Consider the following 22702-nt stretch of genomic DNA (forward strand, 5'->3'; position numbering starts at 1 on the left):
GTACTGCTATCGGAGGCTGACATTGCACGTTTTCTGCAGTCAACGCCGATAGTTTGGGACGAACACTATCCAAAGAATCCCGGGCGAGTCGAGTCGCGGACTGAGAAACTCTCAGCCCGGAACAAAATCGTCGAGGTTTCACGCTCAACGAGGCCCCGACAGGGGCGTATTAGTGATTCGTCAGGAAGCCTCAACCATCTCTCGAACCTTCACGGATCGGACTGTCGGGAGCGGGAGCCTGCGAGTCGCCAGCGGCAGGGCGACGCCCGCGACGGCGAGGGCACCCATCACGCTGAAGGCGAGGGCGTAGTTGCCTGCCTCCCCCACCATCGAGGAGGCCGCCAGCGGGCCGAGTACCCCTGCCAAGGACCATCCGACAAGCATCAGTCCGTAGATCGCCCCGGCATGGCGCATCCCGAAGAACGCGCCTGCCGTGGAGGGCAGCGTTCCGAACGCGCCGCCGTAGCAGAGGTACACCACGGCGGCCAGGGCGAGGAAGGTCCACCCGGTCGCATGCGGGAGCGCGATCAGGGCGACGCCCTCGAGCAGCAGGATCGCGGCGAGGACGGGCAACTGCCCGACGCGCTGGGCAGCAGAGGCCCAGGCGATCCGTCCGGCGCCGTTGAACAGGGCGAGCACGCCGACGACGGTCGCCACGGAGGCCGCGTCGATCCCGCCGACGTCGACGGCAGCTACCGCCATCATCGACACGAGCGAGATGCCAGCCGCGACGGCGACGGCGAGGATGCCCGTCAGGAGGAACCAGTGCGGGGTGCGCAGCGCCTGCCGGACGTCCAGGTCGTTCGACGGTGTCGCCTCGGCTGCTTCCTGAGCGGGAGGGGTGCTCATCATGGCCGAGCCGAGGACGCCGAGGACGAGGTAGCCGACGCCGATCCACAGGAACGAGGACGCCGGTGCCGCGGGTGCCCTGGCGATCAGCGCCTCCGCGACCGGGGAGGTGAGGGTGGCGCCGAACCCGAACCCACCGACGGCGATGCCGGTCACCAGCGCGCGCCGGTCCGGGAACCACTTCTGCAGAAGCGCCACGGGGACGATGTAGGCCATGCCGAGCCCGAAGCCGCCGATCAGGCCGTACCCGAGCACCAGGAGCCACAGGTCGCCCGCGTCGCGGGCGAACGAGGAAAGGATCAGGCCCGCCGCGTAGACGGCGGAGCCGACCATCGCGACGAGTCGCGGGCTGCTGCGGTCCTGCAGCCGTCCGCCGATGGACGCGCCCACGAAGATCATGCCGATGGCCACCTCGAACGGGATGGACGCCTGCACCGCGGTTAACCCCATGGCCCCTTGGCTCTGCAGCGCGCGTCCGAACAGGCTCCACGAGTACACCCCGCCGACGACGAGCTGCACCAGGACGCCACCGAGAAGAGCTAACCAACGCACAAGCGGCAAGTCTGCCGGAGGGCCGAATGCTCCTGGCAGCGGGGTCTACTAACGAAAGTAGGGGCGCCTCATACTCGCGGATGAGACCCGGATCGGTCGCTGGCCCGATGCCAGCGGCTCCCTCTACTGTCAGACTGGGTTTGTGGACATCAACAACATCGACGATCAGCTCCGCATCACCTCGGCCCAGCGCGAGAGTGCGGTCGAACTGGTGCGACAGGCGGCGGCAGACGGTCGGCTGGACTTCGACGAGATGAACGGCCGCGTCAGCGTCGGCCTGGAGGCCCGCACCCAGGGCGAGTTGCGGCGCATCGTCGGCGACCTCGTACCGAGCGCCGAACTCGCCGCGTTCCTCGCGGACGTCACTCCCCCGTTGGAGGGCCCAGGGTCGACGTGGGACGACCCGCTCGTCATCGGCCGTGACAGCCAATGGGACGTGAAGGGCCCCTGGAACGTGCCCCCGTTCCTGGAGGTCTACTGCTCCTTCTGGAAGGTGCTGACCCTCAACTTCCTCGAGGCAACGGCGCTCGCGCCCGTGATCGACATGGTCGTCGTCGCCCACAGCGGCTCGCCGACGGTGATCGTGCCGCCCGGCTGGGGCGTCGACACGGAGCGACTGTCGGTCAACAGCCAAGGTGCCTTCACCTCGAACGTCGCGACCCGGCCTGACAAGGGCATGCCCCGCATCGTGATGCGTGGCCACACGCGCAACGGCAAGGCCCGCTATGCGACGACGCGGGAACTCCGCAAACTGGCGGAGCGACGCGCACTCGCGAACCCATCGATGGGACCGGCGGCGCTCGAGACCTCCTGACTGCCCTCCGGCCACGCGCTGGGCGTTGCGGCTTAGGCTGGCAGGCATGAACGCAAGGGCAGAGGGTGCGCTGATCGGGCTGGCATTGGGGGATGCGCTCGGCATGCCGACGCAGATGCTCACCCGGTCGCGGATCGCCGAACTTTTCGGGACGCTTGACCGCTTCCACCCGGGGCCCGCAGAGAACCCGATCAGCCCCGGCCAGGTCGCGGGAACCGTCACCGACGACACCGAGCAGGCCGTGATCCTCGCCCGCCTCATCCTCGACGGCGGGGGCACCGTCGACCTCACGACCTTCGCTCAGGCGCTCAGCGACTGGCATCACGAGATGGAGGCCAAGGGGTCGCTCGACCTGCTCGGCCCTTCGACGCTGCGTGCGATCGAGGCCTTCCGGCGCGGCACACCTCCCACCGAGACCGGAAGGTGGGGAGACACCAACGGTGCAGCCATGCGCGTCGCCCCACTCGGGATCGCGCACCGGATCTTTCCGATGCGGGCCTTCGTCGACAGGATCGAGGCGGTCGACGTCCTCACGCACAACACCCGGATCGCGAACTCGGGCGCCTCTGCCATCGCCGCCGCTGTCTCGGCCGGGATCGACGGCGCCGACCTGCGCGACCTGATGCATGCGGCACTCGAGGCCGCGGAGGAGGGCGCGACCCGCGGCTACGCCACCCCGGGCCCGTCGGTGCCCGACCGGATCAGATGGGCCGTGTCCCTCGCGATGGGTCCCGAGCCACTCGAGGCCATCGAACGGCTGGTCGGCACCTCGGTCGCGACGCAGGAGGCGGTGCCCGCCGCGCTCGCGATCGTCGCCGCCTACGCCGACGACCCGTGGGCAGGGGTGCTGGCCGCCGCCAGCCTGGGTGGCGACAGCGACACCGTCGCCGCCATGGCAGGCGCGGTCCTCGGCGCGCTGCACGGCGTCGACGCCTTCCCGGCCGACGAGGTCGCCTACCTCGAACTGGTCAACCCGGACCTGGACCTCCGCGGCCTCGCCGCCGGCCTGATGGGGCTGCGCCGATGAGTCGCCTCGTGGTGATCGGCAGCGTGATCGGCGACCAGATGATGACGGTGCCACACCTGCCGGAGCGTGGCGGCGACGTCCTCGCGGGACCGGTCGCCGCGCAGCCGGGCGGCGCCTACAACATCGTCGCCGCCGCGATCCGGATGGGCCTGGAGACCGCCGTCGCCGGACGGATCGGGACGGGGCCGATCGGCTCGCTGCTGACCGACGCCCTCGCCGGGCTGGGCGTGCCGGTGCTGATCCCTCGCAGCGGCGAAGGGGACTCCGGCACCAGCATCGGGTTCATCGAGCCGGACGGGGAGCGCACCTTCGTCACCAGCCCCGGCGTCGAGCAGGAGATCACAGACGCTGATCTCGCGGGCATCGCGTGGCGGCCCGACGATCTCGTCTACCTGAGCGGCTACGACCTGCTCTACCCGGAGACGGGACCGGCCGTCGCGCGCTGGCTCGACGGGTTCACGCCCGCAGGGCTGCTGCTCGATCCGGGGCCGCTGATCGCAGAGGTGCCTGCCCCCGTCCTGGACCGGGTGCTCGGGTCGGCGACCGTGTTCAGCATGAACGAACGGGAGGCGGCGATCCTCGGGCAGCCGCCCGCGGGCCCGTTGACGCTCTGGGATCGGCTGCCTCGACCGGAGGCCGTCGTGCTGGTGCGCGTCGGGGCGGACGGCGCCTGGCTGCACCGACGCGACCGCGACCCACTCCTGATCGAGAGCCCGCCGGTCGACGTCGTGGACTCCACCGGCGCGGGCGACGCGCACGCCGGGGCCCTGCTCGCCTTCCTCGCCGAGGGCCTCGAGGTCGATCAGGCGGTGCTGCTCGCCAACGTCGCTGCGGGGATGGCCGTCACGGTGCAGGGCTCGGCCACGGGGCCCACCCGCTCCGAACTGTTCGCGGCGCTCGAAGGCTGACGCGGCAGGCAGGTATGCCGCGAAGCGGGCACCCCTGCCACCAACTCGACCATGGATGGCTAGCCTGAAGTCCTACGCCAAAGGAGCCGCACATGCGCATCGGAGTGCCCCGCGAGATCAAGAACAGCGAGTACCGGGTCGCGATCACTCCGGTGGGGGTGCACGAGTTGACGCTGCGCGGGCACACTGTGCTGATCGAGGCGGGGGCAGGCGCGGGTTCCTCCATCGCCGACTCCGACTACGAGGCGGTCGGGGCAAGCCTCGTCGAGAGCGCCGACGACCTGTGGGCCGCGTCTGAGCTGATCCTGAAGGTCAAGGAGCCGATGCCGGAGGAGTACCACCGGCTGCGCGAGGACCTCGTAGTGTTCACCTATCTGCACCTGGCCGCGGAGGAGGACCTGGTCGACGCGCTGCTCGCCGCCGGGACCACGTCGGTCGCCTACGAGACGGTGCAGATGCCGTCCGGGCTGCTCCCGCTGCTCTATCCGATGAGCGAGGTCGCCGGCTGCCTCGCCCCGCAGGTCGGCGCCAACGAACTGCTGAAGAACTCCGGCGGGCGGGGCCTGCTGATGGGCGGCATCGGAGGGGTCGCCAACGCGAAGGTCGTCGTGCTCGGGGCGGGCGTCGTGGGGCAGAACGCCACCGAGGTCGCGATCGGGATGGGCGCCGACGTCACGCTGCTCGACACCAACCTGGAGAAGTTGCGCGCCTGTCTCGGCAGGTGGGGCAACCGGGTGACGCAACTTGCGTCGTCGTCGCTCGTGGTGCGGGAGCAGGTGCTCGACGCCGACCTGGTGATCGGCACGGTGCTTGTGCCAGGGGCACGCGCCCCGAAGCTCGTCACCGAGGAAATGGTGGCGCAGATGAAACCGGGCTCGGTGCTTGTTGACGTGTCCATCGACCAGGGTGGCTGCTTCGAATCGAGCAGGCCGACCACGCACGAGGACCCCACCTTCCAGGTGCACGGCTCGACGTTCTACTGCGTGTCCAACATGCCGGGCGTGGTGCCGATCACGTCGACGTGGGCGTTGACGAACTCGACGCTTCCCTACGTCATCGCGCTCGCCGAGCACGGCTGGCGGGACGCGATGCGCCACGACGCCGCCCTGGCGAAGGGCCTGTCGACCCAGGCCGGCCGGCTGACGTCCGAACCGGTGGCCGCGGCGTTCGGGCGGGCTTGGGTGCCCGTCTCGGAGGTGCTTGCCTGAGCGACACCTGGTCGCCATCCGGCCACTCCCGCTGCTCCTAGACTCGTGGGTTCAGCCCGAGAGGAACGCGCGTGACCGAGACAGCCACCACCTTCCCCGACACCGTCCGACCCTCCGCCGAGCGGGTCGGCGTCCTGTTCGCCAACCTCGGCACCCCGGAGGGCACCGACTACCGCTCGATGCGCCGCTACCTGGGCGAGTTCCTCTCCGACAAGCGCGTCGTCGACCTGCCGTCGTGGAAGTGGCAGCCGATCCTGCAGTTGGCGGTGCTGACCCGCCGCCCGTTCACGTCAGGCGCGATCTACCGCTCGATCTGGAACGAGACCGACGACGAGTCGCCCATGATGACGATCACCCGGCGCCAGGTCGAGGCGCTGCGCGCCGCTGCCGCCGAGCGGTTCGGCGAGGACGTCGTCGTGGACGTGTGCATGCGCTACGGCAACCCGTCGACGTCGGACGTGCTGAACCGGCTGGCCGAGGCGGGCTGCACCCGGATCCTGTTCGTGCCGCTGTACCCGCACTACGCGGGCCCGACGTGGGCAACTGCGAACGACCAACTGTTCCGGGCGCTGATGGCCATGAAGCGACAGCCAGCGGTCAGGGTCGCCCCCGAGTACTACGCGCGGCCGAGCTACCTCGACGCGCTTGCGGCGTCGGTGGAGGAGGCCTACGCGCGGCTCGACCACACGCCTGACGTGCTGATCGCGTCCTACCACGGCATGCCCCGGCGCTACTACGAGGAGGGCGACCCCTACTACGAGCAGTGCCTCGAGAACTCGCGACTGCTCGCCGAGCGCCTCGGCTGGGAACCGGAGCGGATCCACACCACGTTCCAGTCGGTGTTCGGGCGCGAGGAGTGGCTGCGGCCCTACACGATCGAGCACGCCGCCGACCTCGCACGGCAGGGCCGCACGGTCGCCGTCATCTCCCCCGCCTTCGCCGCCGACTGCGTCGAGACCCTCGAGGAGATCGACAAGCTGATCCGGGACGCCTACGAGTCCGCGGGAGGGCCTCGGTTCGACTACATCGCCTGCCTCAACGACTCCCCCGCGCACGTCGACGCGCTGCTGGAGGTCGTGGAGGAGAACCTGGCCGGCTGGGTCGCACCGCTGAACCGTTGACACGCCTCCGGGTCGCTGACTAGCGTCGAAGCGAAGAGGCCGACCGATCCTCGGAGCTGAGGCGAACATGACCACCGTTGCCCCCGTCGAGTCCCTCGATCTCGAGCGCTATCTGGGGCTCTGGTACGAGATCGGGCGGCTGCCGCTCAAGTGGGAGGACCCGGCCGCGACCTGCATCACCGCCGAGTACCGCCTCGGCGAGGACGACGCCGTCGAGGTCGACAACCGCTGCTTCGACGAGGCTGGCGAGCCGACGCAGAGCTTGGGCCGGGCGACCGTGGTCGGCCCGGGAAGGCTGAAGGTCACCTTCCTGCCTGCGGCCCTGCGCTGGCTGCCGTTCACGCAGGGCGACTACTGGGTCCTGAAGATCGCCGGTGACTATTCGGTGTCGCTGGTCGGCACCCCGGACCACAAGAACCTGTGGCTGTTGGCCCGCGAGCCAGAACTGGACGAGGCGGTCGCCTCGGACTACCTGGACGAGGCGCGCCGTCAGGGCTTCTCCCTCGAGGCTTGGATCGCGCCTGTGCAGGACGGTCGCCGGGTCACCGACGACCTGTTGTAGTCCGCACCCGCCGGTGGCGGTGTTGGGCCACAATGATCCGCATGCACGACGACCTGGCGACGATCCCGCTGACCCGCGACCTGTTCGACGAGCGGGAAAGGGTGCTCCTTGAGACTTCCCACACCCGGATCACCGCATCCGCCTTCGCTTCGGGCGTGGCGGCCCTCACGATCGTCACGCCGCGCGTCCAGGCCGTGCTCCTTCCGTTCCGCGGGCAGCAGGTGTGGCGCTACCGGGTCGACGGTGAGGAGATGACGATGCGCACCCACTTCGACGAGCCGGCTCGTTCGACGAAGTTCGGTGAGACCTACGGCCCCTTCATGCTGCACTGCGGCCTCACCGGGATTGGGGCGCCCTCTCCTCAGGACACCCATGCCCACCACGGCGAACTCCCTAACCTCGATGTTTCATCGGGTTGGTGAGCGGGGGCGTTCGGCGTCGTTGCCGGTGTTCAGCTGCTGATTCTGGCATGTGGGTGTGACAGATCGTCGCAGTGTCCGTTGCGGGCGGTCGGGTTCCACTCCCGAGAGGAGGATTCTGCTGGTCGGTGGGGCGGGTGGAGCCGCCTGGTCAGGTCTGTGCGACGGCGGTGCGGAGCCGGTTCATGCCGGTTAGGACGGTTCGGGCTTCGGGGGCGTGTTCGGCGAGATGGAGGACCTTGTGCCGGCAGCGGCGCACGAGAGTCGCGGGGATCTCGAACAAGCGTGCGCGGAGCCGTTTGGGTTCCCACTTCCTCGCGTCATGGCCGGTCAGAGCTATGGTCTGCATCCAGGCGACGAGCTCGGAGGCGAGCTGGATGATCTGGCACCAGATCTGGTTCTGCGCGAAGCCCTGCAGCGGGAACTTCATCAAGCCCAGGTCCTTGGCGTTGCGGATCCGGTCTTCGCATCGTGCGCGGCGGCGGTGACGCAGCTCGAGGACGGGTAGCTGGCCGCGCGGGGTGTTGGTGGCGAACGCGGTGATGCGCATTCCTTCGTGATCGGTGATCCGTAGTTGCGCTCCGGGGTGGGGGCGTTCCTTCCGCACGATCACCCGCATCCCGGCAGGCCACCCGGACAGGTCCAGCAGTCCGGTCAGCTCCGCCACCCACGCCCCCTCGCGGATCCCGTCGGTATCGGTGTCATAGGCCGGAGTCCACGCCTGCGCCTCATCGATATGTTCCAGCAGGTCAGGAGTGTGCGCGGGGAGAGTGAACCCGACGGAGTAGGCCAGCCGCCGCCTGGTCAGCCACTTGACGAAGTCCTTGGTGCCGCCGGCTCCGTCGGTGCGGATCAGAATCTTCTTCGACCCCCGCCTGCTCCGGGCCAGCAGGGCTGGTGGGAGCTGCGCGAGCGCGGCCTTGGTGACGGTGATGTGATCAGCCGCGGTGTTCGAGCCGGCGTTGCCGGGGCGGAGATGGATCGCCAGCGGTTCCCCAGTCCCTTCGCTGCCGTGGTCGAGGAACGCGCACAGCGGGTGATAGCCGAAGCCGCGTTTGAACGTCGGTGCGGCCTGCTCCTTCTCGCTGTGGACGTTGATCAGGGTGGCGTCGAGGTCGATGACCAGCGGGCTCTTCGCACTGGCCCCCGCGGCGGGGGAGTGCTCCCCGGCCAAGGCCCAGGCCCGTTCCCGCGCGGCGCGACGGGCATTCGAGATCGCCTCGATCACGGCGGGCGCGTCCTCAGCCAGCGTGGTGAGCATGCGGGAGATCGTGGGGGCCGAGGCGACGTCACCGAACAGGTCCGGTTCGCACCGCAGCAGATCAGCATCCGAAGCGTGCTCGCCGCCGATCGCGAGAGTGAGTGCGAGATCCAGCAGGACCTTCGAGCTGTGATGCTCTGCCAGCGGTTTCGTCCACGAATCCAGCGCCTCACGCAGCGAAGCAGCGAGGCCAGTGGCGTGAATCGTGTCGGTCAGCAGCACAGCGCCCGCATGCGCGAGGGCCGGAACCTCGGCGACGTCCACCCGCGGACGGGGGTAGAAGAACAAGGTAGGGTGGGACACCTGAAAGGTGCTCCTTCCAGCGGATGGCTACGGGTCTCAACACCTCGTATCATCCCAGGCCAGGAGCACCTTTCGCCATTCATTCCGCCGGTCGAGACCACACCCCCGTGAAATCTCGAGGCTAACGCTGACTACGAGCGCCCGAGTCTTCTGTTCGGCTCGACAGACGGAGTCGACACCGTTGCGCTCACGGGCACCGCCCAGGTACGCACCAGCCACCTGCTGTCGGCGACCTTCACCCCACGGATCACCCTGCGCAGCGACAGCCCGGCGCTCCGCTTCGACATGGACATCACCAACCAGCGGCGCACTCCGATGAGCTACTCGTACCTGTGCCACGTGAACTGGGCGCCCGTTGACGGTGCCGAACTCGTCCAGCCCGTGCGACCAGCCCTGCCCGACTTCAAGGTCGACCCGCACCCCGGCCAGACGCCGGAGACGGCCGCGTACACCGCGCGCATCTCTGCCGACCCAACGCTCTCCAACCGGATCGACCTCGCGCAGTCGCTGGTCCCCGAGTACTGCGCGGTCCTGACGCCCACTCCAGATGAGTCCGGCTGGGCCGAATTCCTCATGGTCCGGCCGGACGGTAAGGCCGCTTCGGTGCGCTACGACACCACGCGCCTGCCTCACGCCATCCGGTGGATCTCGAACACCGGCGACGAGGAGGCCGCTGGGTTCTGCCTTCCATCGACTGCCCACCACCACGGCCGCGCCGCGGCCGAGGCTGACGGCATGCTCGTCGAACTGGCCCCCGGAGCCAAGCACCACCTGGTCGTGATCGCGGACGTACTGGACGCCTCGACGGCCTCCTCACGACGTGCCGGCTGAACGGCCCCTTGGTGCCACGGATCGCCCTCTGTTCGTCTACGACCTCGACGGGGTCATCACGACCCGGGACACCTTGACGGCCCTGATTGTCGAGCGCCTGCGATCGCGACCCGGTCGCGCCCTTCGGGCGATACCTCACGCTGCCACGCGACTGTTCTGCCGCGGTGCCGCCCGACACGACCGTGCCCGTGCAGTCGTCGGACACGCACTGGCCGGACTCGGCCTGGATGAGTACGAGCGACTTGCCGCGACGGTCGGGGCCCGACTCGGCTCGGATTCACGCTGGATCCGGCGCGCGGTGTGCGAGCGGCTCCGGTCGCGACACGCAGCCGGAGCCCGCATCGTGATCGCGACAGCGAGCGAAGAACTGCTCGTCAGAGCGCTCCTGGAGGGTGCGGGCGTGCCGTTCGACCTGCTGTCCGCCACCACACTGGGCACTGGCCGCTCGGGACTGCGGGTGGACGACTACCGGATCGGTCCCCGCAAGGCGACGGCGCTGCTCCAGGCCGGGGTGCGGATCGACGAGGCCACCTTCGTGACCGACTCGACGACCGACCTTCCGACTGCCCGGCTGGCGGCATCGGTCGAGCTGGTGGGAGCCTCACGGCGGACCTCTGCCGCCTTTCGTCGCGCGGGAGTCGCGGCTGACGAGGGGCAGGGCACCTCAAGACGTTGAGGGCTCCGCCGCCGCTGGCAGGTCGGCGACGGAGCCTATAAGCGTTGGCTACTCGTACAGGTTGGCCGCGATCGCGGGGTCGTCGAGGTTGGTCGCGTCGTACCACTCGAAGCCGGAGTCGATCACCTCGGGCAGCGTCTGACCGTCGATGGCCTTGATGGCCGCGATGACCGTCTCATAGCCCATCTTGACCGGGGCCTGAGTGATGGCGCCGGCCTCCGAGCCGTCCCGGATGGCGTCCAACTGCGTCTTGCCCGAGTCGAAGCCGACGACCGTGACATCGGCGTTGCCCGCCTCCTTCACTCCCTGCACGACACCGCCCGCTGCGGCCTCGTTGGTGCCGTACATACCCACGACGTCAGGGTTGGCTTGCACGATCGACTTGGCCGCGTTTGCCGCGAGACCGACCTCCCCCGCGTACTGCTGCTGCAGCACCTTGATCTCTGGCGCGTTGTCCTTCATCCAGTCCTGGAAGCCGCGACAGCGGTCCTTGGCACTCTGCGAGGTCTGGTCGTGGCAGACGAGCCCCACCGTTCCCTTGCCGCCGATGAGCTCGGTCAGGTGCTCCGCAGCAGCCTGGGCGGCGGCATAGTTGTCGGTCTGCACAGTGGTCACCGGCACATCGGAGTCGACGGCGGAGTCGAACGCGATCACGGGGATCTTCGCTGCGGCGATCTCCTGCAGCACCGGCTCTGCGGCACCAGAGTCGAGCGCGGCGAACCCGATGGCCGCGGGCCGCGAGTCGAGGGCCGTCTTGAGCTGGTCCAACTGCTGCGTGACCTTCGTCTCGTCGTCGGGACCGACGAAGGCGATCTTGTAGCCGAACTCCTCGCCCGCCTGTTCTGCTCCCTCCTTCACGGCCTGCCAGTAGCGGTGCTGGAAGCCCTGGGAGACGAGGTAGATGGTCTTGGTGCCATCCCCCCTAGGCACGTCGCCGCTCGGCGCCGACGATTGGGCGGGTGAGGCCTGCTTCGAGGCCGGGGCTTTCGAGCTGGGCGCGCTTGGCCCTCCGGCGCTGGAGGTCGAGCACGCGCTGAGGCCGAGCACAAGCACGGCGGATGCGGCGATTGCCTGGCGCAGGATGCGCATGGCGGTTCCTTCCTGTCGGTCGGGAGTCCGTTCTCCCGACTGGCTGGTCTGGCTGGGCGCGACCGGATCTGGGCGCGCGCCACCAACGGCTCCGCCGGGTGGCGGAGCCGGAGTCGGTTGAGAGTGCGTTACTCGCTGTATCCAGGGGTTGTGTAGAAGGCCATCTCTGGTTGCCTGACGTCCAGGCGGCCGTACTGAGCGACGATGGGTGCATCGGCAGACAGCGAGATCGCATACTGCTCCCCGACCGGCACCTCTACGCCGCCCATGTCGGAGGGCTCATTGGTGCGAAGGCAGCGCACCCTCTGGCCCTCTACCCGGAACTCGAACTGCGCTGGGGCCTTGTCTGTGTACCACAGCGTTGCGCGGACGGCGACGGGTGCGAGGTTGGTGTTGAGCACGATGATCGACTCGTGGCCGTAGAGTTCGCCGCCGGGTCCGTACGGGGGCAGCTCGGCGTCCGGGAACACCCAGGTGGTGCGCCCGGTCATGCCCGCACCGCCTGACGCTCGCGCACCAGTTCGGGCAGGTCCTTCGACATCTTGAACTCGGCGCCGGCGTCCAGCAGCCCGCGGAGCAGGACGCGGAACTCGTCCAGGGCGACGTCGCCGCAGTTTTTGGTGATGAACTCGTCGGGGATGACGGTTGCCTCGCCGAAGTTGTAGCTCTCCTCCACGGGCCAGAACTCCCAGGGATGGATGTAGTAGCAGAGGAAGGTGTCGATTCCCTTGTCCCTGCAGAACTCATCGAAGGCCAGGGAACGCTCCAGCATGTACTGGCCGCCGATGGTGCGAAACAGCGGCCACTGGTCACGGTCGCGCTCCAGGCCGGGGTCGTTGGATTCCATGGTCATGTCGGCGAAGTTGGGGATCTGGAGCAGTGTCGAGTCGCCGGGCTTGGTCCAGTCGTTGAGGTCGACGAAGTAGGGCTCGAACTGTTCGCGGTAGAAGTACATGGGGTAGGTCAGGTCGGCGGTGTATCCCAGCTTCGCGAGGGACTGCACCACGGCCGTCGACCCCCACAGACGTGGGCAGCGGAAGGAGACGGGACGCACCCCGGTCGCCTTCTCAACGAGTTCGGTGTTCAGTTCGATCCGAGGGAACACCTCATGGGGAAGGATCGGCTTGGTGCCGGGCAGGTCGAAGAGAGGGTCGCCGACCGTCTCGTGCTGGTACGAGTGACAACCGACTTCATGGCCACGGGTCAGGCACTCCTTGGCGACCTCGGGGTGCGCAGCGGCAGCCTCCCCGGTGAACAGGAACGTCGTCTCGATGCCCAACTCGTCGAACAGGTCGAGCAGACGGGGCGTGCCGTTGACGAGGCCCTCGTAATAGGGCGTGAAGCTGCCGACATCGGTCTCCATGTCGATGCCGATGACGACTGTGATGGGGTTTCTTGTCATGTCCGGGTACTCCTCAGGTCCGGCCGTCGGTGGCCGGTGGATTGCTGACTGGTGGGTGATGTGTGTGATCAGGTGGTTTCGCCGAGGCGGAACACGGAGTTGAGAGGCTCGGAGTTGTCGACCGGTTCCCCAGCGAGGCTCGCCTCAAGACGGTCACAGGCAAGTGCCGCGATCCGGTCCAGGGGCTGCAGCATCGTGGTGATGACTGGGCGCATGAACTCGTAGGTGTCGATGTGGTCGAAGCACGCGACCGCGACGTCGGCGGGCACCGACAGGCTCTGTCGCCTCACCGCCCGGATGGTCGCGTAAGCAAGCACGTTGTTTTGAGCGATGATCGCGCTGGGCCGATGCGGCCCCTCCAATAGTTCGACCGCCTTGGCGTAGCCGTCGGCGTACTCGAAGCGCCCGTGCGCGATCCACTCGTCGCGGAGTTCCAACGAGTTGGCCTCCATCGCCTGACGGAAACCCTCTGTGCGTTCCACCGCCGAGGACTCGCCGGGCGACCCGGTGATGGTGGCGATCGCGGTGTGCCCACGGTTGATCAGATGCTGCGTCAGTTCGAAGGAGGAACGCACGTTGTCGACGCCGACGTAGGCGAATCCGTCGGGGATCGCTGGCCTGTTGTCAATGAACACGACGCGGCTGAGCAGGTCGCGCGGCAGGCCCGCATATGCGTCACTTCCCGCGGTCGCCACGACCATGGCGTCGACGGTCGCAGAACGCAGATGCCCGAGGAACTCGCGTTCGCGCTCCGGGTTCTCCCCAATGTCGAACAGCACCGGGGTGAACCCGGCAGGGCCGAGCCTGTGGTCGATCTCCTTGAACAAGATGGCGTAGAACTCGTTGCTGATGTCGGGGACGACGACCCCGATGGAGTTGGCCGACTGCGACTTGAGCCGCTGGGCCAACTGGTTCGGATGGAAGTCGATTTCCTGAGCGTAGGCAAGCACCTTGTCGATGGTGTCCTGACCGACGCGCCCCTTCCCGCTCAGCACCCGGGACACCGTCGACACGGAGAGGCCCAGATGCGCAGCGATGTCGCGCAGAGTCGCCATGGCAACAGACCAATCTCGGGTTCAGGATTTCTTCGAGTTCACGTCGATGAGCACCACTGTAATGAGGATGGCGCCCTTGACGATCCACTGGAAGTAGGTGTCGATTCCCATCAGGACCATCGCGTTGGTGATGACCCCAGTCAGCAGCGCGGCGATGACCACACCGATCACATTTCCCTTGCCTCCGAACAGGGACGTCCCGCCGAGCACCACGACTGTGATGACGTCGAAGAGCATCGACTCGCCGAGCGAGGCGGCCCCGGACATCGTCCGCGCCGTCAAGCCGATGGAGCCGAGCGTGGCGAGCAGGGAGCACAACACGAAGGCAAGCATCCCGATGAACTTGACGTTGATGCCGCTGAGCCGGCTCGCATCGGGGTTGCCTCCGACTGCGTAGAAGCTGCGTCCAAGCTGAGTGTGGGTAGTGAAGATGTAGCAGAGGGCAGCCACAATCACCATCAGATAGACGGGCACCGGGACGTTGAAGAGGTACCCCATCCCGAGGTAGTTCATCCAACCTGGCAGACCGCTGATCGGGAGGCCTCGCGAGTAGATGTAGGCAACGCCCATGAGGACGTTCATCATCACGAGCGTCGCGATGAAGGCCGGTACCCGCCCGTAGACGACGAGGGCCCCGTTGATCAGCCCGATCAGGACCGCGGCGGCGAACACAACGAGGATGGCGAGGCCGACAGGGAGGCCGCTCTTGGCGACCAGCCCGGCGAGCAGGACAGACGTCAAGCCGATCGACGAACCGATGGAGAGGTCCATGTGGGCGATCAGGATGACGAAGAACTGGCCGAGGGCAACGATGGTCAGGAACGAGACCTGCCGGGCGATGTTCATCAGGTTGCCGAGTTCGAGGAACCGGTCGATGAACACGGCGCACAGGACGAACAGCGCCGCGAACAGAAACAGGATCATCCACTCGTTCATGAAGCTTCGCAAGCCGCCGGTGTAGCGCCGCGACTTGTCTGCGTAGGTGGCGGTGGCTGTTGACATCAGTGGGCTCCCAGGAGGCTCGTCATGATTTCGGATTGGTTGCGGCGCTCACCCTCGACGACGTCGCGGACACGGCCCTCGTAGAGGACGTAGATGCGGTTGCTGAGGCCGAGCAGTTCCTCGACCTCGGGCGACACGAGCACTACCGACTTTCCTGCCGCCGTCAGTTGTGCAATGAGCTTGTAGATCTCGGACTTGGCGCCGACGTCGATGCCGCGGGTGGGTTCGTCCATCAGGAAGATCTCGGTGTCCGCAAGAAGCCACTTGGCGATGACGATCTTCTGCTGGTTGCCGCCCGAGAGCTTGAGGGTGCTCTGCCATAGGGACGAGTAGCGAAGGTTCAGCGCGCCGAGGGTGTCGAACGAGTCGCGCAGTTCGCGCCCCTCGTTCATGAACGGGCCACGGCGGTACTTCGCCATCGAGGCGAGCGTGGTGTTCTTGCGCACGTCGAGGGCCGAGTTCAGGCCGAGCCGTTTCCGTTCGTCGGGGATGAACCCGAGGCCGAGTCCGATGGCCGCCTGGGGCGAGCCAAGTCGGGCCCGTTTCCCATCGATCCACAGCTCACCGGAGGTGACCTTGTAGTCGCCGAAGATCGCGCGAAGCAGTTCGGTCTTGCCCGCACCGACGAGGCCTGCGATCCCGACCACCTCGCCGCGCCGGACATGCAGGTCGACGTCGGCGAAGGAGTCCGAGGTGAATCCCTTGACCTCGAGGATCACCTCGTCACGCGGGATCGGCAGGGGTGGGAACACCTGGCTCAGCGCGCGGCCGGCGATCATCTCAACGAGGGCCGGTTTGGTGAGGTCGGCCACCTTGTCCGTCTTGATGTGTCGCCCGTCCATCAGGACGGTGTAGGTGTCGCAGACCTCGAAGATCTCGTCGAGGCGGTGCGAGATGTAGATCACGCCCTTGCCGTCTGCCTTCAGCAGCCGCACGATCCTGAAGATGTTCTCGATGTCCTGCTCCGGAAGCACCGCGGTCAGCTCATCCAGAATGATGACCTTCGCCTCCTGTGACAGGGCACGGGCAAGCTGCACGAGCTGCTTCTCCGCAGTGCGCAGGAACTTCACGGGGACGTCGAGCGCGATGTCGACGCCGAGGTAGGCGAGCAGTTCCCGCGCCTTGGCCCGTTGCCTCTTCCGGTCGATGAACGGGCCGCGCTTTGCGTAGTGCCCGACGTAGATGTTCTCCAGCGCGGTCATCTCATCCATGAGCTGGAACTCCTGGTGCACGATGGCGATGCCATGGCGCTGCGAGTCCCGCACCGCGAAGCCTGCCGGGAGTTGCTCCCCTTCGACGAGGATCTCGCCCTTGGTGAGTTGGTTCTCTCCGATGATCGCCTTCGCCAGGGTCGACTTACCCGCGCCATTCTCGCCGACGAGGGCGTGGCACTCTCCTGGTTGAAGCGCGAACGACACGTCGTTGAGAGCCAGCACTCCGGGGAACTCCATGGTGGCTCCCTGCACCTCCAACAGCGGCGCGGTCATGACTTGTCCTCCGCGAGCCAGAGCCAGCCCAGCGCCTCGATGCCCGAACAGATGATCGCGTCGTCGCGGTGCTCGGGGTGCCGGAGGTTATACACCAACCGTTTCAGCTCGTGGTAAGGCATCATGCAGCTCTTGACGCCCGTGAAGTCGACGGGGTTCAGGTCGAAGAACATCTCCTTCGCGATGTCGAAGTCACGCTCGTTGTGCGCGAGGACGGCATCGAGGTGGCTGTCCCTCTCGATCGGGTCTGTCGCCCGCTCATAGTCGAGCGCCGCGAGCACCAGATCGTAGATCGCCCGGTTTCGCCGTTGGGCGTTCTCCAACCGGTCGAGATGCTTGACCCAGCGGACGTGGCGGGGGTGCGCGGCCATCTTCGAGCGCAACTCGCGGATCTCGGCGAGCAACGGTTCGTGACGCGCGATCGCGTCCTCGATGGCAGGGATGTCGTCGTCCGTCATCGTGTTGGCCTGGAACGGGAACGGCGTGGTGTAGAGGGGGATCTGGCTTTCGTGGATGGTGACCATGTCGCGCATCACGCTGAGCAGTCGCGCACCGAGGTCCGCCCCGAAGGTGGCCTCCATTGAGCCAGCGAAGAAGCGGTCCTGTTCCAGCGTCGAGCCCCAACCGTAGTTGCCGTGGGCCCATTGGTGGAGGAAGATGCCGTGCCACTCGAAGACGTACCCGTTGATGCCGTGCACATCCGCGGCGACGCTCCCAATGTGTTGCTCGATGTCCCGTTCGATCGTCTGGGTGTTGGCCTCGTCCGGGTAGCGGATCAGGTTGGACTCAAACGTGCGGTACAGCCTGCCCATGGTCGAGGTGATGGAGTTGGACTCGCTGTCGCGCCCCCAGATGCGGTCCTTTCCGAAGGCGTCGACCCACTTGCCGAACTCGGTCTCGGGCACGTACAGGGCGGGCGCCCAGAACAGGACCACATCTGATGGCAGCGAGGCCGCCGTCTCGCGCAGCCACGTCTCGTCCTTGACCAGTGGCGGCTGGCGGAAGGCTCGGATTCCGATCACTACGTCGGGGTTGATCTCCCGTACCGCGGTGCGGATCTGGTGCAGAAGTTCGATGTTGGCCCGGTGCTTCGCCTCACCCGGAGTGGCGCCGTCCGAACGCCAGCGGGCAAGACAGCGGTCGCACTCGCAGAACCAGAAGCCCTCCTCGCTCTCCTCGAGGGTGTAGCCGTCGAACCCGAGCCTGGCGATGTGTCGCATGCATTCGAGGATGTACTCGGTGGTCTCCTCGTCGGACAGGCAAGCGGAGTCGAAGTCGTTGAGGAAGTCGCTGCCCGCCGGAGGCACCATCCGCTTGTCGGGGTGCGCGATCGTCCAGCCGCCGTTGTAGGAGTTGAGACCGACGTAGGCGAAGACCGCCACGCCCATGGTGTGCGCGAGGTCGATGAAATCGCCGAGGAAGTCGTCGGCGACGTTGGGGTGGGAGAACGAGATGTCGAGGAAGCGCCCGGTCTCCTGGTTCCACACCTGCATGGGGATGTCGCGGTAGACGGTCTCGGGGTAGCCAGGTACCTCGAACGGCCAGTAGCCGTAGAGCACCATGTTGAGCTGGTTGATCTTGTTGTCAAGGCAGTGCTGCAGGTAGTAGATCCACTCTTCGCGACCCCACAGTTGCATGTCGAAGCCCATCCGCCCGTAGCCGGCGTACCAACTGAAGGTGGGAGCGACGGCGCGCACCGGGATGGAGGGGTGGTCGACGATCCGCGCCAGCGGGAGGCGCGTCCCATTGCCGGCCGCTTCCTCGGCCGCAATCAGCGACTTCAGCGTCGAGAGACCGTTGACCAGCCCGGCCCGTTCCTGGGCGTACAGCGTGGCGGCGCCTGGTGCGATGTCGAGCACGTAGCCCTGCTCCCGGAAGAGCGTCTGCTTCTCTCCGGCGTCCTCTCCTGCGTCACCCTGGCGGATATCGACGCGGTAGCCGTCCGTTCCGTCGAGCAATTCGGGGTAGGCGCTGAGGCGGAACTCGGCGATGCGCACGACCTCGTCCGCCGACACCTCGCCGATGTCCTCGGCGTCGAAGACGAGCGATGCGAATGGGTCGGTTGCTCCGTCACGATCGTGCACTGTCTTGGGTTCGGGGAACGTCGCAATCATCTGTGGTCCTTCTGTCCGTTCTCAGGGAGATGGATGGGGGATGGGGCCGCTCCGCGGAAGGAGCGGCCCCGGGGCGAGCTCGGTCAGCCGAGCCACTTCCAGCTCTGCCAATCCGTGTCGCCGATGTTGTCTGGCGTGATCGCCTCGGGCCTTGGCAGGTCGTAGCGTTCCGGCAGCTTCTCGCCTTCGGCCATCGACTTCCACAGCGCGTCCATTGCGGTGTAACCGAGCACCACCGGGTCCTGCAGGACCTCACCGAGCCACGACTGGTTGCCGTCGGCGATGTACTTCAGGACTTCCTTGTCGCCCGCGATGCCGATGAACTTCATGGTGTCTGCCCGGCCTGCTCCAACGGCGGCGTTGTAGGCGCCGAGGACCTCGGCGTCGTTGTGACCCGAGACGACGTCGATCGTCTTCTCACGCTGGAGCACGTTCTCCATTAGCGTCTGGGCGGAGTTGCGGTCGGCGGCACCGGTGTCGCCTTCCTCGATGATCTTGGCGTTGGGATACTTGGCCTTGACGACGTCGGTGAATCCCTTGAGCCGCTGCTGGGTCACCTCGCCGGAGGTGGGGACCGTGATGAACAGCAGGGTCGGGTCGTCCTTGCCGAGCGTATCGAGGTGCTTGACGGCGACCTCTCCCGCTACCTCTCCCAGGGCGAGCATGTCGTGGCCGACGAAGGTGTTCCACACGACGTCTTCCGGGTTGTCCGGCTGCTGCGGGTAATCGCCGACGACGAACTGCGTGCCGTTGCGCTTGTGCAGGTCGACCATTGTGGGGATGATCGCCTTGGAGTCGACCGGGAACACCACGATGCCCTTGGCGCCAGCGGCGACCAGGTTCTCCAGGTTGTTGATGTTGGTCTGGATGTCCTGCTTGCTGTCCTCGAACTGGAACTTGACCTTGGCCTCGGGGTGGTCCTTGGCCCAGTTCTCCATGCCCTCCTGCGCTCCAAGGAACCAGGCGTACTGCAGGGTGAAGATGCTTCCGCCGATGAGGGTCTCATCCTCACCGAACTTGTGGTCGCCCGCCGCCGGGCTGCCGCCGGTTGACGGCTTCTGCTCCGACTCGATGGGGCTGGAGGTGGCACCGGCGCAGCCGGTGAAGAGGAGGGCTGCTGACAACAGCAATGCCCCGAGCTTGATCCGCATGTGGTTGCTCCATTCGGGAAAAACGGGTTGGCGAGCCATCCAACGATTGGTGTTGGTCGGCGTGAGGTGGAGGTGGTCGGTTCACCGACCGGTTGACCAGGCGTGCGGGGGTCGCCTCATCTTTGAGGGGGCTCAACAGTGAGCCTCGGCGCTTGTGGGTGCGGCGGTTGTGGGAGGGGTCGAGCCCAGCCGCGCGGGCCCGACCCCTTTGTCTCAGAAGGACAGTTCGACGATGTCGCCGATCTGCGGGGACAGCAGGTCGATGCCGTCGTCGGTGATGGCGATGGGCTTCTCCCAGCGGACGCCGAAGTCGGATCCCATCCCGAAGGTGTCGATCTGGAAGGTCATGTTCCTGACGAGGTCGTAGGTCGACGTCGTCTCCATCCAAGGGGCCTCAACCTCGATGAGGCCGAGTCCGTGGCATGGTCCGTAGAGGTAGGCGTCCTTCTTGCCTGCGGCGATGAACTTCTCCTCGAACTCCCGCGCGATCTCGCCGGAGATCCGACCGGCCTTCAACTGGCCCTCGGTCCAGCGGTGCATCTCGAGGATGAACTCGACGATGTCGCGCTTCTCGCCCCCGAGCGGGCCGAGCGAGATAGGCATGCCGATCGAAGGGCTGTACCCGTCGACCTTCGCGGAGAGGTTCAACTGGACGATGTCGCCCATCTTGATCTCACGGTGCGAGGAGCGGGAGATGGCGTGCTTGGTCGACTTCTGGCTGAAGACGTACATCGGGAGGCCTTCGTACTCGGCCCCATGCTCGTAGATGGTCTTTTGAGCAATGCCGACCATCTGGAGTTCGGTCACGCCCGGGCGGAGGGCCTTGATGACCTCCTGGGTAGCGATGTGGGTGATGCGGGCGGCCTCTCGCAGGCACGCGATCTCGTTGTCGCTCTTCACCGAACGGAGCGCGACCATGATGTCGCGGGCGTCGACGAGTTCCGCGCCCGGGTAGGCCGACTGCAGTCCCTGCCACATGACCACGTTGGTGTCGAGGATGGAGGCGACACCGATTCGGAGGCTCTCGCCCTTCACGCCGAGGTGGCCGAGCACGTCCTGGTAGGTCTGAAGCGTCAGGTGCGGGTAGGCGGGATCGGCCGACTCGCGGTACTCCGCCAGCACGAAGACGTCATCGATCTTGCCGAAGTCTGCGGCGTAGATGTCGGACTCGGGGCCGACCATCAGCGCTGTGTCGCCGTCGGGGTTGATGGCCACGCCGCAGCGTTCGAAGACGGGCCAGAAGCCGCTGAAGTAGCGGGTGTTGGCGTAGTCGGCCTCGTTTCCGTTCACGATCAGGGCGTCGAGGCCCCGCTCGCGCATCAGTTGGGCGGCTCGCTGAGCCCGATCCTTGTACTCCTGCTCGGGAATCTGAACCCGGTTCATGTCTCTCCTCTCGAGGCTCACCTTCGAGCCTGCGCAAACGATTGTGCACGACCTTAGAGGGAGACAGGGCAAGGCGTCAACGGTTTTGCGCAATCGTTATCTCAGCAAGAGTCGCGAGAGGGGCACGCGGTCGCCTCAGGATCCGGCGAGGCCGCTGACGAGGTTGATGGTGCAGGCGAGCACCACGGCGCCGAGGAAGTAGCTGAGCAGGGTGTGCCACAAGACGACGACGCGCAACTGGTTGGTCTTCAGGTTCGTGTCCGAGATCTGGTACGTCATGCCGAGGCAGAAGGTCAGATAGGCGAAGTCGGTGTAGCGGGGCGGTTCGTCGCCGAAGTCGATCGGCGGCTTTGGCGCTGAGAAGTAGAGATCCGCGTAGCGGACGCCGTAGATGGTGTGCACAAGAAGCCAGGAGGCGACCACGCAGGCGACGCCGATCCCGGCGGTCACCAGGTTCGACGCGTTGCCTGCCAGCAGCACGAAGCCGATGCCGATGACGCTTGCGACGGCCGCGACGATCAGGATCACGTCGGCGAACCACCGCCCCGGATCCTCTTCGCGTGCGTGCTCTGCCGTCTGCTGGGAGTCGAGGGGCCACAGCACGAGCCAACTCCAGATGCAGTAGAGGAACACGAACGTCGTCCAGCCGGCGGCGGCCCCGACGTCGTAGCTGATCGCCTTGCCGACCAGGACGCCGACGATCGCGCCGAACAGCAGGGAGATCCCCTGCCGGACCCTGCGCCGGGTGGAGCGTTTCACTGTCATCGCCTCAGGCTAGGGCAGGGCGCACACCCTGTGTGGTGACGCACAGATCGCCCACCCTCCGGAGTCGCCGCGAGGACGGGTGGCTGTTTGGCGCCGTCGGCAGGCCATCTCGCCCGAGGGCGAACGGCGACGGTTCCGTTCCCGTCGCGACGGCTCATCGGCCCCCGACGCCGTCGTTCCCGGAACGTCGTTGCGGAGCCGTCGAGGGGTCCGGTAACGCAGCGGAACCCTGGTCGACGCATTCAGCCCGAGTCGTCCTGATGTCGCGGGCACAGCAGGCGGGAAGCTCGGCCGCTGGCCTCAGGCGAGGAAGGCGGGCACCCGCGACTTGGGTCGGCCGATGATGGCCCGACCGCCGCGGATCAGCACGGGGCGCTGCGCCAGTTCGGGGCGCTCGGCCAGCACCGTTGCGACCTGCTCCGCGGTGGCCACCTCGTCGTCCTTCAGCCCGGATCGCTCGAAGTTGGGGTCGCGGCGGACCAGGTCGCCGGGCTCGCCGTCCAGCTTCGCGATGACATCGAGCCACTCGTCGCGGCTCAGGGGCGAGGTGAGGTAGTTCCGCACGAACGCCTCCAGACCGCCCGCCTCGACCGCCTCAACGGCGGCCCGAGAGGTCGAGCAGCGTGGGTTGTGCAGGACGATGATCTCACTCATGACGCCAGCCTAGGCGCCCGGCCCAGGCCACGAGCCGGGCGGCCGCAAGGCAGCGGCCCGCCGTCAGGG

Annotated in this window: 22 protein-coding genes; 9 read left to right on the plus strand and 13 right to left on the minus strand. The window is 67.0% G+C overall.

Annotated features, from left to right (window positions below; all coding sequences use genetic code 11):
• Positions 1 to 180: 180 nt before the first annotated feature.
• On the minus strand, positions 181 to 1368 hold the full coding sequence (locus tag BW730_RS12460) for an L-lactate MFS transporter (RefSeq protein ID WP_226996774.1): 1188 nt from the start codon (positions 1366 to 1368) through the stop codon (positions 181 to 183).
• Positions 1369 to 1543: 175 nt separating this feature from the next.
• Here BW730_RS12460 and BW730_RS12465 point away from each other — a divergent pair, with 175 nt between their 5' ends.
• The 7 genes from BW730_RS12465 (at position 1544) to BW730_RS12495 (ending at position 7463) form a co-directional block, all read left to right on the plus strand.
• A complete protein-coding gene (locus BW730_RS12465; RefSeq protein WP_158522655.1) occupies positions 1544 to 2215 on the plus strand; it encodes a DUF1707 SHOCT-like domain-containing protein in 672 nt (223 codons plus the stop codon).
• 46 nt (positions 2216 to 2261) lie between these two features.
• Entirely contained in the window at positions 2262 to 3242 is a 981-nt protein-coding gene (locus tag BW730_RS12470) for an ADP-ribosylglycohydrolase family protein (protein ID WP_077686530.1), read from the plus strand.
• Complete coding sequence (locus BW730_RS12475; protein WP_077686531.1) at positions 3239 to 4150, plus strand: PfkB family carbohydrate kinase; 912 nt, start codon at positions 3239 to 3241, stop codon at positions 4148 to 4150. The genes BW730_RS12470 and BW730_RS12475 overlap by 4 nt, the downstream gene beginning before the upstream one ends.
• Before the next feature lie 92 nt (positions 4151 to 4242).
• On the plus strand, positions 4243 to 5358 hold the full coding sequence (gene ald / locus BW730_RS12480; protein WP_077686532.1) for an alanine dehydrogenase: 1116 nt from the start codon (positions 4243 to 4245) through the stop codon (positions 5356 to 5358).
• A gap of 71 nt (positions 5359 to 5429) precedes the next feature.
• Positions 5430 to 6479, plus strand: coding sequence for a ferrochelatase (gene hemH, locus BW730_RS12485; protein WP_077686533.1), 1050 nt, complete (start codon positions 5430 to 5432; stop codon positions 6477 to 6479).
• Positions 6480 to 6546: 67 nt separating this feature from the next.
• On the plus strand, positions 6547 to 7041 hold the full coding sequence (locus BW730_RS12490; RefSeq protein WP_077686534.1) for a lipocalin family protein: 495 nt from the start codon (positions 6547 to 6549) through the stop codon (positions 7039 to 7041).
• Positions 7042 to 7082: 41 nt separating this feature from the next.
• Entirely contained in the window at positions 7083 to 7463 is a 381-nt protein-coding gene (locus tag BW730_RS12495; protein WP_077686535.1) for an aldose epimerase family protein, read from the plus strand.
• 148 nt (positions 7464 to 7611) lie between these two features.
• On the opposite strand, the gene BW730_RS12500 is transcribed toward BW730_RS12495, so the two are convergent.
• Positions 7612 to 9024 (minus strand): IS1380 family transposase, encoded by a 1413-nt coding sequence (locus BW730_RS12500; RefSeq protein WP_077684975.1) that lies wholly within the window; start codon positions 9022 to 9024, stop codon positions 7612 to 7614.
• A gap of 222 nt (positions 9025 to 9246) precedes the next feature.
• Between BW730_RS12500 and BW730_RS12505 the strand changes: the two genes are divergently transcribed.
• Complete coding sequence (locus tag BW730_RS12505; protein ID WP_237268051.1) at positions 9247 to 9855, plus strand: DUF4432 family protein; 609 nt, start codon at positions 9247 to 9249, stop codon at positions 9853 to 9855.
• Positions 9845 to 10531, plus strand: coding sequence for a haloacid dehalogenase-like hydrolase (locus tag BW730_RS12510; RefSeq protein WP_077686537.1), 687 nt, complete (start codon positions 9845 to 9847; stop codon positions 10529 to 10531). Before BW730_RS12505 ends, BW730_RS12510 begins: the two co-directional genes overlap by 11 nt.
• A 48-nt stretch (positions 10532 to 10579) precedes the next feature.
• On the opposite strand, the gene BW730_RS12515 is transcribed toward BW730_RS12510, so the two are convergent.
• The 11 genes from BW730_RS12515 to BW730_RS12565 all read right to left on the minus strand — a co-directional run bounded on the left by BW730_RS12515 (position 10580) and on the right by BW730_RS12565 (position 22633).
• The gene (locus BW730_RS12515; RefSeq protein ID WP_226996776.1) at positions 10580 to 11461 is read right to left on the minus strand and encodes an ABC transporter substrate-binding protein; all 882 of its coding nucleotides are present in this window, start codon (positions 11459 to 11461) and stop codon (positions 10580 to 10582) included.
• A gap of 287 nt (positions 11462 to 11748) precedes the next feature.
• A complete protein-coding gene (locus tag BW730_RS12520; RefSeq protein ID WP_077686539.1) occupies positions 11749 to 12111 on the minus strand; it encodes a sensory rhodopsin transducer in 363 nt (120 codons plus the stop codon).
• Positions 12108 to 13022, minus strand: a complete 915-nt coding sequence (locus tag BW730_RS12525; protein WP_077686540.1) for a polysaccharide deacetylase family protein — start codon at positions 13020 to 13022, stop codon at positions 12108 to 12110. The genes BW730_RS12520 and BW730_RS12525 overlap by 4 nt, the downstream gene beginning before the upstream one ends.
• Positions 13023 to 13090: 68 nt before the next feature.
• On the minus strand, positions 13091 to 14077 hold the full coding sequence (locus tag BW730_RS12530; protein WP_077686541.1) for a LacI family DNA-binding transcriptional regulator: 987 nt from the start codon (positions 14075 to 14077) through the stop codon (positions 13091 to 13093).
• A 21-nt stretch (positions 14078 to 14098) separates the two neighbouring features.
• Positions 14099 to 15079, minus strand: coding sequence for an ABC transporter permease (locus BW730_RS12535; protein ID WP_077686542.1), 981 nt, complete (start codon positions 15077 to 15079; stop codon positions 14099 to 14101).
• Positions 15079 to 16566, minus strand: a complete 1488-nt coding sequence (locus BW730_RS12540; protein WP_077686543.1) for a sugar ABC transporter ATP-binding protein — start codon at positions 16564 to 16566, stop codon at positions 15079 to 15081. The genes BW730_RS12535 and BW730_RS12540 overlap by 1 nt, the downstream gene beginning before the upstream one ends.
• Positions 16563 to 18680 (minus strand): glycoside hydrolase family 20 zincin-like fold domain-containing protein, encoded by a 2118-nt coding sequence (locus BW730_RS12545; RefSeq protein ID WP_077686544.1) that lies wholly within the window; start codon positions 18678 to 18680, stop codon positions 16563 to 16565. The genes BW730_RS12540 and BW730_RS12545 overlap by 4 nt, the downstream gene beginning before the upstream one ends.
• A gap of 83 nt (positions 18681 to 18763) precedes the next feature.
• The gene (locus BW730_RS12550; RefSeq protein ID WP_158522656.1) at positions 18764 to 19831 is read right to left on the minus strand and encodes a sugar ABC transporter substrate-binding protein; all 1068 of its coding nucleotides are present in this window, start codon (positions 19829 to 19831) and stop codon (positions 18764 to 18766) included.
• A 213-nt stretch (positions 19832 to 20044) separates the two neighbouring features.
• Positions 20045 to 21214 (minus strand): M24 family metallopeptidase, encoded by a 1170-nt coding sequence (locus tag BW730_RS12555; RefSeq protein ID WP_077686546.1) that lies wholly within the window; start codon positions 21212 to 21214, stop codon positions 20045 to 20047.
• 135 nt (positions 21215 to 21349) lie between these two features.
• Positions 21350 to 21979 (minus strand): DUF1345 domain-containing protein, encoded by a 630-nt coding sequence (locus BW730_RS12560; RefSeq protein WP_077686547.1) that lies wholly within the window; start codon positions 21977 to 21979, stop codon positions 21350 to 21352.
• A gap of 300 nt (positions 21980 to 22279) precedes the next feature.
• The gene (locus BW730_RS12565) at positions 22280 to 22633 is read right to left on the minus strand and encodes an ArsC/Spx/MgsR family protein (protein WP_077686548.1); all 354 of its coding nucleotides are present in this window, start codon (positions 22631 to 22633) and stop codon (positions 22280 to 22282) included.
• Positions 22634 to 22702: the final 69 nt, after the last annotated feature.

Source organism: Tessaracoccus aquimaris, from assembly GCF_001997345.1.
Classification (GTDB): domain Bacteria; phylum Actinomycetota; class Actinomycetes; order Propionibacteriales; family Propionibacteriaceae; genus Arachnia; species Arachnia aquimaris.

Bases quoted from the DNA above. Each gene is read 5' to 3' on its own strand.
- BW730_RS12470 (WP_077686530.1), top strand. From the start codon at position 2,262: ATGAACGCAAGGGCAGAGGGTGCGCTGATCGGGCTGGCATTGGGGGAT.
- BW730_RS12475 (WP_077686531.1), top strand. From the start codon at position 3,239: ATGAGTCGCCTCGTGGTGATCGGCAGCGTGATCGGCGACCAGATGATG.
- ald (WP_077686532.1), top strand. From the start codon at position 4,243: ATGCGCATCGGAGTGCCCCGCGAGATCAAGAACAGCGAGTACCGGGTC.
- BW730_RS12490 (WP_077686534.1), top strand. From the start codon at position 6,547: ATGACCACCGTTGCCCCCGTCGAGTCCCTCGATCTCGAGCGCTATCTG.
- BW730_RS12495 (WP_077686535.1), top strand. From the start codon at position 7,083: ATGCACGACGACCTGGCGACGATCCCGCTGACCCGCGACCTGTTCGAC.
- BW730_RS12520 (WP_077686539.1), bottom strand. From the start codon at position 12,111: ATGACCGGGCGCACCACCTGGGTGTTCCCGGACGCCGAGCTGCCCCCG.
- BW730_RS12525 (WP_077686540.1), bottom strand. From the start codon at position 13,022: ATGACAAGAAACCCCATCACAGTCGTCATCGGCATCGACATGGAGACC.
- BW730_RS12530 (WP_077686541.1), bottom strand. From the start codon at position 14,077: ATGGCGACTCTGCGCGACATCGCTGCGCATCTGGGCCTCTCCGTGTCG.
- BW730_RS12535 (WP_077686542.1), bottom strand. From the start codon at position 15,079: ATGTCAACAGCCACCGCCACCTACGCAGACAAGTCGCGGCGCTACACC.
- BW730_RS12540 (WP_077686543.1), bottom strand. From the start codon at position 16,566: ATGACCGCGCCGCTGTTGGAGGTGCAGGGAGCCACCATGGAGTTCCCC.
- BW730_RS12545 (WP_077686544.1), bottom strand. From the start codon at position 18,680: ATGATTGCGACGTTCCCCGAACCCAAGACAGTGCACGATCGTGACGGA.
- BW730_RS12550 (WP_158522656.1), bottom strand. From the start codon at position 19,831: ATGCGGATCAAGCTCGGGGCATTGCTGTTGTCAGCAGCCCTCCTCTTC.
- BW730_RS12555 (WP_077686546.1), bottom strand. From the start codon at position 21,214: ATGAACCGGGTTCAGATTCCCGAGCAGGAGTACAAGGATCGGGCTCAG.
- BW730_RS12560 (WP_077686547.1), bottom strand. From the start codon at position 21,979: ATGACAGTGAAACGCTCCACCCGGCGCAGGGTCCGGCAGGGGATCTCC.
- BW730_RS12565 (WP_077686548.1), bottom strand. From the start codon at position 22,633: ATGAGTGAGATCATCGTCCTGCACAACCCACGCTGCTCGACCTCTCGG.